This window comes from Sphingomonas faeni, assembly GCF_040407565.1.
GTDB classification, from domain to species: domain Bacteria; phylum Pseudomonadota; class Alphaproteobacteria; order Sphingomonadales; family Sphingomonadaceae; genus Sphingomonas; species Sphingomonas faeni_F.
On sequence record NZ_JAPZPR010000004.1, the window covers coordinates 47,885 to 60,562 of the forward strand.

At 64.4% G+C, this 12,678-nt stretch carries 10 protein-coding genes; 4 read left to right on the plus strand and 6 right to left on the minus strand.

Annotated elements, in window-relative coordinates; all coding sequences use genetic code 11:
• Nucleotides 1-123: 123 nt before the first annotated feature.
• Nucleotides 124-3,258, minus strand: coding sequence for a TonB-dependent receptor (locus tag O6Y00_RS09305; protein WP_353442311.1), 3,135 nt, complete (start codon nucleotides 3,256-3,258; stop codon nucleotides 124-126).
• 203 nt (nucleotides 3,259-3,461) lie between these two features.
• On the opposite strand from O6Y00_RS09305, the gene folE reads away from it, so the two are divergent.
• The 4 genes from folE to O6Y00_RS09325 all read left to right on the plus strand — a co-directional run bounded on the left by folE (nucleotide 3,462) and on the right by O6Y00_RS09325 (nucleotide 6,116).
• Nucleotides 3,462-4,100, plus strand: a complete 639-nt coding sequence (gene folE / locus O6Y00_RS09310) for a GTP cyclohydrolase I FolE (RefSeq protein ID WP_353442312.1) — start codon at nucleotides 3,462-3,464, stop codon at nucleotides 4,098-4,100.
• On the plus strand, nucleotides 4,100-4,858 hold the full coding sequence (locus O6Y00_RS09315; protein WP_353442313.1) for an SDR family NAD(P)-dependent oxidoreductase: 759 nt from the start codon (nucleotides 4,100-4,102) through the stop codon (nucleotides 4,856-4,858). Before folE ends, O6Y00_RS09315 begins: the two co-directional genes overlap by 1 nt.
• Nucleotides 4,851-5,207: a dihydroneopterin aldolase gene (locus O6Y00_RS09320; RefSeq protein ID WP_353442314.1), complete on the plus strand. Its 357-nt coding sequence runs from the start codon at nucleotides 4,851-4,853 to the stop codon at nucleotides 5,205-5,207. The genes O6Y00_RS09315 and O6Y00_RS09320 overlap by 8 nt, the downstream gene beginning before the upstream one ends.
• Nucleotides 5,208-5,438: 231 nt before the next feature.
• A complete protein-coding gene (locus O6Y00_RS09325; protein ID WP_353442315.1) occupies nucleotides 5,439-6,116 on the plus strand; it encodes a type 1 glutamine amidotransferase domain-containing protein in 678 nt (225 codons plus the stop codon).
• Between the two features lie 44 nt (nucleotides 6,117-6,160).
• Here O6Y00_RS09325 and leuA read toward each other — a convergent pair whose 3' ends face one another.
• The 5 genes from leuA to O6Y00_RS09350 form a co-directional block, all read right to left on the minus strand.
• A complete protein-coding gene (gene leuA, locus O6Y00_RS09330; protein WP_353442316.1) occupies nucleotides 6,161-7,819 on the minus strand; it encodes a 2-isopropylmalate synthase in 1,659 nt (552 codons plus the stop codon).
• Between the two features lie 194 nt (nucleotides 7,820-8,013).
• The gene (locus O6Y00_RS09335) at nucleotides 8,014-8,619 is read right to left on the minus strand and encodes a YceI family protein (protein WP_353442317.1); all 606 of its coding nucleotides are present in this window, start codon (nucleotides 8,617-8,619) and stop codon (nucleotides 8,014-8,016) included.
• 481 nt (nucleotides 8,620-9,100) lie between these two features.
• A complete protein-coding gene (gene ilvC, locus O6Y00_RS09340) occupies nucleotides 9,101-10,120 on the minus strand; it encodes a ketol-acid reductoisomerase (RefSeq protein ID WP_120299962.1) in 1,020 nt (339 codons plus the stop codon).
• A gap of 91 nt (nucleotides 10,121-10,211) precedes the next feature.
• Complete coding sequence (gene ilvN / locus O6Y00_RS09345) at nucleotides 10,212-10,727, minus strand: acetolactate synthase small subunit (RefSeq protein WP_056057922.1); 516 nt, start codon at nucleotides 10,725-10,727, stop codon at nucleotides 10,212-10,214.
• 136 nt (nucleotides 10,728-10,863) lie between these two features.
• Nucleotides 10,864-12,612, minus strand: a complete 1,749-nt coding sequence (locus tag O6Y00_RS09350) for an acetolactate synthase 3 large subunit (RefSeq protein ID WP_353442318.1) — start codon at nucleotides 12,610-12,612, stop codon at nucleotides 10,864-10,866.
• Nucleotides 12,613-12,678 lie beyond the last annotated feature (66 nt).

Genomic DNA, 12,678 nt, shown 5'->3' on the forward strand with positions numbered 1-12,678 from the left:
CGCCAGGGGGAGGTGGCTGGCACTTGCAAGACGGAGGGGGAGGAAAGCGAAACACCTGTTTCGTCTCCTCCCCCTCCGTCGCCTTCGGCGCCCCCCCCTGGCGGGGGAGAACCGAGGAGCCGATCAGAACTTGAACCCGGCGGCGACGCCGTACCGCCGTGGCTCTACCGTGAAGATGTTGGTGAACAGACCCGACGACTGGTCGGTCACGTACTGGCCGGTGATCGCGTCGTTCTTGGTCAGGTTCTGGACGAAGCCGCGCACGTAGAAACGCTCGCCGGGGCCGTTCAACTGGATCTGGGCGTTGATCACTTCATAGCCCTGCACGCGGTTGATATTCTCGTTGAAGATGTTCGCCGAGAAGCCGCCGGTGTAGGCGAGGTCGACCCGCGGGACGAGCGTGAAGTCGCCGAGTTCCGCCACATATTGCGCACCCGCCGAGAATTTGTAGCGAGGCGCCTGGGGCAGTTCGTTGCCGCGGATGTTGACCAGCACGCCGCTGCGATCGACCACGAACGGCAGCGCGCCGTTCGCATTCGTGCCGAACCCGGCATTGAGTGGCGCCTGCAACGCCGCCAGCGCGGGGTTGTAGTTCGCCAGGGCACCCGCGGTCGCGGCGGCTAGCGCGTCGCATACCGAATACGCGCCGGTGGTGCCGTTGGTCAGCAGCGCGGTCGGCGCGCGCAGTCCGAGCGCCGAGTTCACCGCGCCCACGAACGCGTTGACGCCTGCCGCATTGCCCGGCGTGGTCGGCCGCACCGCGCAGTTCGAGGCGTTGGTGATGTCCTTGATGATCACCGCATCCGCGCGCCCGCCCGACGGATCCTGAGGATTGCCGATGAACTTGTCGCCCGTCACCTTCGACTTCAGATAGCTGAAGTTCATGTTGACGGTGAACTTCGGCGAAGGCCGCATGATCGCCTCCGCTTCGACGCCGTAGATATCCGCGTTGATGTTGTCGTTCACCGCGGTACGCGCGACGATCCTGCTCAGCTGGAGCTGCTTGTACTTGTAATAGAAGCCCGTGAGGTTGAGCTGCAGCGTCCGGTTCAGGAAACTGTTCTTCGAGCCGATCTCGAACGAGTCGACCGATTCCGGCTTGAACGCCTGGTCGACCGCGAACACCGGCGACAGCGGCGGGTTGATGCCGCCCGATTTGTAACCGCGCGAATACGACGCGTAGACCAGGTTGTCCGGCTTGATCTTGTATTCCAGCACCGCGCGACCGGTCAGGCGCCCGAACGAGACGTTGGCGACACCGAACGGCTGGTTGCCGGCGGTGAAGGGGTCGTAATCGAGCGACGCGTAATTGATCGCATTCTCAAGCGCGTTGGTGCCGTACGGGCTGAGCGCAGTAGCAACCGCGGACACCACGATCGCATTGCCCTCGGCATCGCGGACCGGCTGGCCGTTCGCGCCGACCAGCGTCCGGCTCTTGTTGTCGAAGATGAACGAGGTGCGGGCACGAACCTCCTTCTCGTCGTGATTGTAGCGAAGCCCGAGGGTCAGCTTTAGCTTGTCGGTGAAGTCGAAATAGGTTTCACCAAAGATCCCGTAGGACTTGAGCCGCACTGAATCCGTGAAACTGCGGTAGAAGGGCGTCGACCCGAACGAATTCGGCAACGCCGCGCCGGCCACGCGCCCGCCGAGGACGTTTGCCGCACCGATGACCGCGGCACCGTAATCGAGTGGGAAGGCGGTGACGTAATAGCTGTTGTCGCGAATCTTCTGATCGAGATAGATGCCGCCGATCAGGAAATTGAACATTCCGTCGAAGCGGCTGTCGATGTGCGCCTCTGCCGAGAATTGCCGCGACCGGGCGTTGGAGCGATCGACGTCCTGGCTGCTCGGCCCGCACAGGCTGCTGCCGCTGAACACGCCTAGATCGGGGCCGGGGGCGGACTGGCAGATCCTGCTCGTATTGCCGTTCGGGAACAGCGCGGCGACCGCGTTGGTAAACGGGTTGACGCCCCCCGGGAACGCCGCACCAGGCGCGCGGGATGCGCCGATCAGCGTCAGCGCGCCGACATTTGCACCGAGCGGGTTCTCCACGGCCAGATTATAGTCGTTGGTCGAATCCACGGCGTTGCGGGCATAGCCCCCGGTGAAGTTGAACGACACCGGCCCGAAATCGTGGAAGATCTTGGCGGTATATTGCTCTTCGTCGCTGAAATAGGTCGGCTTGTAATCGATGTTGACGGTACGGACGTCGGTCGGGTTGACGACTCCGGTATAGGTGTCGCGACCGTACAGGCTTTGCAGCGCATAGGGGGTGAACGCTGCGCCGAGCGCGAACCGATAGAATTCGCTCGACGAATAGACCGCCGCGAGTGTGGAATTGCCGTTCGTCGTTCCGTAATCGAGCTTGTCGGGAAGGCAGCCCAGCACGCCGGTGGGATCGCGGTGACAGAGCTGTTTCTGGATGCGCGAGCGGTTGTCGCGTTCGTGGAAATAATAGCCGATCAGGTCGACGCGGGTGTCGCTGTCGGGCTCCCAGGACAGCGTACCACGGACGGAATAGAGATCGCGATCGTCGATCCGGCCGCCGTCGAACAGGTTCTTTGTGTAGCCGTCGCGCTTTAGATACTGGCCCGCGACGCGGATGCCGATCGTGTCGGTCAGCGGCAGGTTGAACATGCCCTTCACGCGCTTGGAGTCGTAATTCCCGTATTCGAACTCGCCCGCCGCGTGGATGCCCGAAAGATCGGGCTTGGCGGTGATGAAGTTGACGACGCCGGCGGTAGCGTTGCGGCCGAACAGCGTGCCCTGTGGGCCACGCAGCACTTCGACGCGCTCGAGATCGTAGAATTCGGACTCGAACAGTCGCGTCGACACCAGCGGCATGTCGTTGACATGGATCGCGGTCGCACTGTCGCAGCTCGCGCCGACGCACAGATCGCCGATGCCGCGGATCGTGAAGCTCGACGACGTGAAGTTGGTCTTGGTGAAGGTCACGTTCGGCAGGGTCTGCTGAAGCGCGATCGGGTTGACGATCTGCTGCTTCTCCAGATTCTCCGCGGTAAAGGCGCTGACCGCGATCGGCACGTCCTGCAAACGTTGCGATTGGCGTTGCGCGGTGATCACGATATCTTGGGAATCGCTGCTCGGGGTACTCGCAGGACCGGTCGTCGCCTCCTGGCCCGGCCCATTCGTCGGTGCCGTATTCTGCGCGGTCGTGGTAGGGGCGGTTTGTGCCGTTGCCGGCATAATGGGCAGGAGTATCATCGCGGTGGCCGCGAGCAGTTCGAACTTTGCCATGGCAGTTCTCTCCCCGATCGTGCTGGTCTATGCCGGTTCACGATTTAGATTTTCAGGTATGGCGAAGTAACGACGATTTAAATCAACCGTCAACGCTTTTTCGCGCCCGGAAAACCGGGATTTATGCCAAGTGGCCGAAATGAAACAGTTGCAAAAGAGGACGCATGTTCTGATGTTTGGGTATGCTGACAAAGGGTGTTGCGATGCGGGATGAATTGGGCAGCCCCAATGGACTGTCGCGTGCGGATGACGGGGTCGGTCCCGACGGCAAGGTGATTGTGCCCGATGACGTAGCGTCGGCGATCCGTACGCTCATCCGTTGGGCGGGCGACGATCCGACCCGCGAGGGGCTACTGGATACGCCGCGTCGTGTTGCACGTGCGTGGAAGGAATATTGCGCAGGCTATGGCGACGATCCGGCCAAGCATCTCGAACGCGTGTTCGAGGAAGTCGGCGGCTATGACGAGATCGTCCTGCTGAAGGACATCCCGTTCCAGTCGCATTGCGAGCATCACATGGCGCCGATCATCGGCAAGGCGCACATCGCGTACCTGCCGCGCGACCATGTCGTCGGCATCTCGAAGCTCGCGCGCGTGCTGCACGGCTTCGCGCGGCGGTTGCAGGTGCAGGAGCGGCTGACCGCGGAAGTGGCCGACTGCATCTGGGACAACCTCAAGCCGCAGGGCGTCGCGGTGGTGATCGAGGCGAGCCATGCCTGCATGACCGCGCGCGGTGTCCGCACGCCCGGCGTGACGATGGTTACCAGCCGGATGATGGGCGTGTTCCGCGACGACGAGCGCAGCCGCAAGGAAGTGCTGGCGTTGATGGGGCGCGGCGTTTGATGCGAACCGTGCTGGTGACGGGCGGGGCGAAGCGGCTGGGGGCGGCAATCGTTCGGCGGCTGGCGGCGGACGGGCATGCCGTGGTCGTACATCAGGGGCACTCGCCTGGTGAGGCGGCTGCGCTAGTGGGGGAGATCGTTAACGGGGGAGGGCGTGCTGCTGCGGTGCCTGGGGACCTGAGCGATCTGGGCACGATCGGCGACCTGTTCGCGGCGGCACGCTCGGCGATTGGCGGGCCGATCGACGGACTGGTGAACTGCGCGTCGAAGTTCGAGTTTGACCGACCGCCGACCGTCGATCCGGTGCTGTTCGCCGAGCTTGGCGCGATCAATTGCGGGGCGCCGGTGCTGCTCGTGTCCGCGCTAGCGTCGCAGGACGACGTCGCGGACGGCGCGGTGGTCAATGTGCTCGACCAGAAGGTGGCCAACCTCAACCCGGATTTCTTCTCGTACAGCTGCGGCAAGATCGCGTTGGAGGGGGCGACGACGATGCTGGCACAGGCGCTCGGCCCGCGTATCTCGGTCAACGCGGTATCGCCGGGGCTGACCTTGCCGAGCGGAGACCAGAGCGAAGAAGAGTTCGAAGCGGTGGCGAGCGACAATTTGCTCAAGCGACCGGTCGGCGCCGAGGCGGTGGCGGATGCCGTTGCGTGGCTGCTGATCGCAAAAGGCGTGACGGGGCAGAATGTGTTCGTCGACTGCGGACAACGGTTTCTGACGCGCGACGGCGATGTGATGTTTGAGGGGCGACATGGCTGAATTCACGACGATCCTCGACGGGCTCGAGGTAATGATGCGCCTCGGCATCCACCCGCACGAGGTCGCGCCACAACGCGTGGTCGTCTCGGTCGAGATGACGGTCGTGTATCCAGGCCCGCTCGGCGAGGATGCGATCGAGGAAGTGCTCGATTACGACTTCGTCCGCGCAGGCATACTGGCGATGGTGGCGGAGCGACCGTTCGCGCTCCAGGAGACGCTCTGCGAGGCGATCGCCGTACTGTGTCTGGCGGACGAGCGGGTGCGTCGGGTCGAGATCGAGACGATGAAGACCGACGTCTACCCGGACGCGGCCATCGGCTGCCGCATCGTGCGGGAGCGCCAAATCTAGCGAGAGGTCGATCCAGCGTTTGGGGAAGACTTGTTTCCCCGCGAAGGCGGGGATCCAGACTGGGCTCCCGCCGTCGCGGGAGAACAAGGAGGGGAATGGCGTCGTATGTCGCCGATCGGCCCTGCCCAAGGCGATAGTCCCACGTTCGGGCGCAATTCGTTTCGTATGCGTAAGGCGCCGATCCTAGAGCCAGTTCGTTCTCTCCCCACGAACCCGATCCGGAGATCAATCTTGAAAATTCTCGTCGTCCTCACCTCGCATGCCGATCTCGGCGATACCGGCCGCAAGACCGGCTTCTGGCTCGAGGAACTCGCGGCGCCTTATTACGTGTTCAAGGACGCGGGCGTGGACATCACGCTTGCGTCGCCAGCGGGTGGCCAGCCGCCACTCGATCCGAGCAGCGCCAAGCCCGACGCGCAGACCGACGCAACGCGGCGTTTCGAGGCGGATGCCGATGCGACCGCAGCACTCGCCGATACGCGCAAGCTCGCCGAGATGCGGATCGCCGACTATGACGCGGTGTTCTATCCCGGTGGGCACGGGCCGCTCTGGGATCTCGCCAACGATCCGGCATCGATCGCGTTGATCGAGACCGCGATCGGCGCAGGCAAGCCCGTCGCTCTGGTCTGTCACGCACCCGGCGTGCTGCGCGACGTGAAGGCCGCCGATGGCGCGCCGCTCGTGAAGGGCAAGACCGTCACCGGCTTCACCAACAGCGAAGAAGCCGCGGTCGGGCTCAGCGATGTCGTGCCGTTCCTGGTCGAGGACATGCTGCAACAGAAGGGCGGCACCTATTCGAAGACCGCCGACTGGGGTGTGTACGTGGTCGAGGACGGCCTGCTGATCACCGGCCAGAACCCCGCCTCGTCGGCAAAGGCGGCACAGGCGTTGCTCGCAAAGCTGGCGTAAGGAGAAACGGCCACCGGTTCAGCCGGTGGCCGTCCTTTCGACAATCAGGCGCGGTTGGCGGCGCTCAGAACGGCACGCACCGACGCCGTTGCGATGTCGGTATCCATACCGACGCCGAACACGGTCCGACCCTCGGCAGTCCGGCATTCGACATACGCCGCCGCCTGCGCATCCGCGCCGTGGCCGATCGCGTGCTCGTTGTAATCCACGACGTCCAAAGTCGGCCCGGTCGACTCCGCGATCGCCGCGATCACACCCGAGATCAGCCCGTTGCCGCGCCCCGAGATCGACCGCTCCTCGCCATCGATCGCCACGCGACCGATAAAGACGCGCTGCCCCGACGCACCGCTCTCCTCGTAATCGCGCAACTCCACCCGGTCGTCCGCCTGCGGCATGTAGGTCCGTTCGAACAGGCCCCAGATGTCCGCCGCGTTCAGTTCGCGGCTGGTCTCGTCGGCATAGGCCTGCACGTGCCGGCTGAAGTCCGCCTGCAACCGCTTGGGCAGCTTCAGGCCCTTGTCCTGCTCGATCACCCAGGCAACGCCGCCCTTGCCCGACTGCGAGTTGACGCGGATCACCGCCTCGTAGCTGCGACCAAGATCGGCGGGGTCGATCGGGAGATACGGCACCTCCCACAGCGTGTCGTTCTTCGACTCCTGCGCCGCGAAGCCCTTCTTGATCGCGTCCTGGTGCGAGCCCGAAAACGCGGTGAAGACAAGGTCGCCGGCATAGGGCGTGCGCGGGTGCACGGGGATGTTGGTGCAGTAATTGACCGTGTTCACGACGCCGTCGATGTCCGACAGGTCGAGCTTCGGGTCGACACCCTGCGTGTACATGTTGAGCGCGACGGTCACGAGATCGCAATTGCCGGTCCGCTCGCCATTGCCGAGCAGGCAGCCTTCGACGCGGTCCGCACCCGCCATCATGCCGAGCTCCGCCGCCGCGACGCCGGTGCCGCGGTCGTTATGCGTGTGCAGCGAGATCGCCACCGCGTTGCGGTTGCGGATGTGCCGCCCGAACCATTCGATCTGGTCCGCATAGATGTTCGGCGTCGCGCACTCGACGGTGGCGGGAAGGTTGAAGATGATCGGGTTCTCGGGCGTCGGCATCAGGACGTCCATCACCGCCTCGCAGACCTCGAGGCTGAAATCGAGTTCCGCGGTCGAGAAGGTCTCGGGGCTGTATTCGAACTGCCAGCGGACGTTCGACTGCTTGGCGGCTTCGTCGCGCAGCACCTTGGCGCCGTCGATCGCGATCTGTTTCACCTGCGCGCGGTCCATCCCGAACACGATTTTCCGCCAGGCCGGGCTGACCGCATTGTAGAGATGCACGATCGCGGTCTTCGCGCCGACCAGGCTGGCAAAGCTCGTCTCGATCAGGTCGCGGCGCGACTGGGTCAGCACCTGGATAGATACGTCGTCGGGGATCCGCCCGGTCTTCACGAGGCCGGAAATGAAGTCGAATTCGGTCGCACCCGCACTCGGGAATCCGACCTCAATCTCCTTCAGTCCGACCTTGCAGAGCAGGTCAAAGAACCGCGTCTTCTTCTCCGCGTCCATCGGGTCGATCAGCGCCTGGTTGCCGTCGCGCAAATCGGTAGAAAGCCAGCGGGGTGGCTTGACGATGGTCTTCGACGGCCATTGGCGGTCGGGCAGGTCGACTTGCGGAAAAGGTCGGTATTTGGTCGATGGGTCGCGCAGCATGGCTCGTGTCTCTCGTGTCGTCGGGAGCGTTCGGGTCAGCCCTTAGGCGCGAGGCGCGGGGCATGGCCACCGCGCAAACGATCGGCGCGCCTAAGGGCGCGTAAGTCGAAGCAGCAGGAGGCGGCCATACGTCATTGAAGTCGTCCTATCGCGCGGACACAGTCCGTGTCCAGCGCGATAGGGAAATTGGGATATTATTGCGCCGAGAACGCGGCGTTGATCGTCAGGTCAACCTTGTCCGACACGGCCGGAGCGTAGGCGCCGAGGTTGAAGTCGCTGCGCTTGATCGAGGTCGTCGCGCGGAAGCCAAAGTTAAGCTTCTTGTTCATCGGGTTCGCGCCTGCGCCGATCAAGGTCGCCTGCAGCACGACGGGCTTGGTGACGCCCTTCAGCGTGAGGTCGCCGGTGATCGTCGCCTTGTCGCCGGTCGCAACGACCTTGGTCGAGACGAACTTCGCGGTCGGGTAGGTCGCGGCGTCGAAGAAGTCCTTCGACTTCAGATGGCCCGCGAACGGTGCCGCGGTGACCGAAAGCTGGTCGATCGCGAAGTTCACCTCGACCTTGGTCGCGTTCGGCTTGGCGGGATCGATCGTGATGCTGCCGCCCGATGCGCCGAGCTGCCCTTCGAGCATCGAGAAGCCCATGTGGTTGACGGCCCACGTCACCTGCGTGTGGTTCGGATCGACCGCGTAGGTGCCGGCGGCGACGCGCGCCTTGACGGGGGCGCCGGGGACGCCTGCGGTCTGCGCGAGAACGGGCGCGGCGGTGAGGGCGAGGATCGAGGCTAGGACTAGGCGCATGCGGGGTCTCCTGTTTGACGCGCGATGCTGGCCGAGGGGAGGGGGCGCGTCAAACGGCGTTATGCCAACGCGGTGTTTCGGAATTGAGTCGGTGGGGTCGCACTCGCGCTCCCGGTAGAGTGCACCGCCAGCGCTCGTTCCCCCGCGGACGCGGGGGCCCAGCTAAACCACGATCACCGCCCGAGATTCTGGCCCCCCGCGTTCGCGAGGGAACAGGTTGGGCTGCGATTGACGCTTCCCCAAAACGCCACCACCCCGGCGAAGGCCGGGGCCCAGTTCGGGGACGTTGCTAACGGAAGACGGCGTTCCGTTACTCCGGCCTTTCCAACTGGGCCCCGGCCTTCGCCGGGGTGGGTATGGAGGTTGGATGTGACTTCGAGCAAAGTACTTTACGCACGCCAGCCCGTCGGACCCGGCGAAGCCGTGCCCTACGGGCAGGCTCCGACGTGCCGGCCGGTCGATAAAGCGAAAACTGACGAAGTCAGTTTTTGGCTTTGTCGACCAGCGCATTCTTCCCGATCCAGGGCATCATCCCACGCAACTCCGACCCGATCTTCTCGATCGGATGCGCCAACGCCTGCTTCCGCGCCGCCTTCAGTTCAGGCTGCCCCGCACGATTATCGAGGATGAAGTTTTTCACGAACCGCCCCGACTGGATATCCGCCAGCACGCGCTTCATCTCGGCCTTGGTCTCCGACGTGATGATCCGCGGACCCGTCGTGATGTCGCCGTACTCGGCGGTGTTCGAGATCGAATAGCGCATGTTGGCGATGCCGCCCTCATACAGCAGGTCGACGATCAGCTTGGTCTCGTGGAGGCACTCGAAATACGCCATCTCGGGGGCGTAGCCGGCCTCGACCAGCGTCTCGAACCCGGCCTGGATCAGGTGGGTGATGCCGCCGCACAGCACGGCCTGCTCGCCGAACAGGTCGGTCTCGCATTCCTCGCGGAAGTTGGTCTCGATGATTCCCGAGCGACCGCCGCCGACGCCGCTGGCATAGGCGAGGGCGATGTCATGCGCGTTGCCCGACTTGTCCTGATCGATCGCGATCAGGCAGGGGACGCCGCCGCCGCGGACATATTCGCTGCGCACAGTGTGGCCGGGGCCCTTGGGTGCGATCATGATGACGTCGAGATCGGCGCGCGGCTCGATCAGGCCGAAATGCACGTTGAGCCCGTGTGCGAACGCAATCGTCGCGCCCTGCTTGAGGTTGTCGTGCAGGTCGGCAGCGTAGATCGCCGCCTGATGCTCGTCGGGCGCGAGGATCATGACGATGTCCGCCCAGGCGGCAGCTTCCTTGTTCGACTTGACCGCGAAGCCCGCCTCGATCGCCTTCTTGGCGGTGGCCGAGCCTTCGCGCAGCGCGATCGCGACGTCCTTGACGCCCGAATCGCGGAGGTTCTGTGCGTGGGCGTGACCCTGCGAGCCGTACCCGACGATCGCGATCTTCTTGTCGGTGATGAGGTTCAGGTCGGCGTCGCGATCGTAATACACACGCATTTCGGGTTCCTTTCGATATGGGGTGTCCCTCCGGGAAGGCGGAGGTCCAGACTGGGCTCCCGTCTTTGCGGGAGAACAAAACTTGTGGTGGTTACGCCGGCTCTTTGCCGCGGGCGATCGCGACGATGCCGGTTCGTGCGACTTCGATCAGGCCGACTTCACCCATGAGTTCGACGAACTTGTCGATCTTGTCGATGCCGCCGGTGACCTCGAACACGAAGCTCGATGTCGTCGCATCGACCACGCGCGCCCGGTAGACGTCGGCGAGGCGCAGCGCCTCGATCCGGTGATCGCCGGTGCCGCGGACCTTCACGAGCGCCAGCTCGCGTTCGACGTGCGCGCCCTGTGCCGTCAGGTCGGTGACCTTGTGGACGGGGACGAGGCGGTCGAGCTGGGCGAGGATCTGCTCCATCGTCGCCGGCGACGCGCTGGTGACGATGGTGATCCGGCTGACCGACTTGTCCGCGGTGATCTCGCTCACCGTCAGGCTCTCGATATTATAGCCGCGCGCGGTGAACAGGCCGGCGATCCGGGCGAGGATGCCCGGTTCGTTGTCGACGATGACGGCGAGCGTGTGCCGCTCGGCCTTTTCCTGGGAAATGTGCATGACTAGCCTTCTCCCCTCCCTGACAGGGAGGGGCCGGGGGTGGGTTGGTTTCGATTGGAGGCGGCGGTGGCCAAAGCAGGCCGACCCACCCCCAACCCCTCCCTTCCAGGGAGGGGAGCAGAAGACGACTGCGCCATCACACCAGCGCCTTCGCTTCGTCGTCCATCGTGCCCGACACTTCGTTCGCCTGCAGGATCATGTCGGTATGCGCCGCGCCCGACGGGATCATCGGGAAGCAGTTGGTCAGCTGCGACACGCGGCAATCGACGATCACCGGCCCGTCGTAGGCGAGCATCTCGGCGATCCCGCTGTCGAGCTGGTCGCGTGTCTCGATCAGGATGCCCTTCCAGCCATACGCCTCGCCCAGCTTCACGAAATCGGGCAGCGAATCCGAATAGCTCTCGGCATAGCGGCTCTCATAGGTGAGCTCCTGCCACTGGCGGACCATGCCCATATACTGGTTGTTGAGGATGAAGATCTTCACCGGCAACCGGTATTGCGTGGCGGTCGCCAGCTCCTGGATGTTCATCTGGATCGACGCCTCGCCGGCGATGTCGATCACCAGCGCGTTCGGATTGCCGAGCTGCGCACCGATCGCGGCGGGCAGGCCGTAGCCCATCGTGCCGAGACCGCCGCTGGTCAGCCACTTGTTCGGCTTTTCGAAGCCGAAATGCTGCGCCGCCCACATCTGGTGCTGGCCGACCTCGGTCGTGATGATCGGCGACTGCGCCTGTGTCGCGTCGAACAGCGCCCGGATCGCGCGTTGCGGCATGATCTCGTTCGGATCGTTCTCGGGGAAATCGAGACACTTCACCGCGCGCCAGCCGGCGATCCGCCGCTGCCAGTCGGTCGTGTCGGGTTTCGGATGCTGGCGGCTCTTCCATATCCGGACCATGTCCTCGAGTGCATGCCCGACGTCCGCGATGATGCCGAGATCGACGCGCACGGTCTTGTTCACCGACGAGCGATCGATATCGATATGCACTTTCCGCGAGTTCGGGCTGAACGCGTCCAGCCGCCCGGTCACGCGGTCGTCGAAGCGCGAGCCGAGCGCGACGACGAGGTCGGCCTGGTTCATCGCCATGTTGGCCTCGTACGTGCCGTGCATCCCGAGCATGCCGAGCCACTGCGGTCCGGACGCGGGATAGGCGCCGAGGCCCATCAGCGTCGACGTCACCGGCGCGCCGGTGATGCGAACGAGTTCGCACAGCAACTGGCTCGCGGCGGGGCCCGAGTTGATGATGCCGCCGCCGGTATACAGGATCGGCCGTTCGGCCGCGGCGAGCATGTCGACGAGCTGCTCGATCTGCGACTGGTCGGCCTTCACCTGCGGGCGATAGGTCTTGTGCTGGATCGGCCCCGGCTTCTTGTACCGCGCGGTCGCGACCTGCACGTCCTTGGGGATGTCGACGACCACCGGGCCGGGACGACCCGAGGTGGCGATGTGGAATGCCTCGTGGATCACGTCGCCAAGCTTGGCGGGATCCTTCACGAGGTAGTTATGCTTCGAGCAATGACGCGTGATGCCGACGGTATCGGCCTCCTGGAACGCGTCGGTGCCGATCAGCGCGGTCGGCACCTGGCCGGTGATCACGACCATCGGGATCGAATCCATCAGCGCGTCGGTGATCCCGGTGACCGCATTGGTCGCGCCGGGGCCCGAGGTGACGAGCACCACGCCGGGCTTGCCGGTCGAGCGGGCATAGCCTTCGGCGGCATGCGTCGCGGCCTGTTCGTGGCGCACCAGAATGTGCTTGATCCGACCCGAGCGAAACAGCGCGTCGTAGATCGGCAGCACGGCGCCACCCGGATAGCCGAAGACGACCTCCACGCCGAGATCGCACAGCGCCTCGATCAGGATATCGGCTCCACTCTTCTCGGTCATTTCATATCATCCTTTGCGAGAACGCTGCCTTTAGCGTCTCGTGGAGGGGCCGGCTACCGATATAAA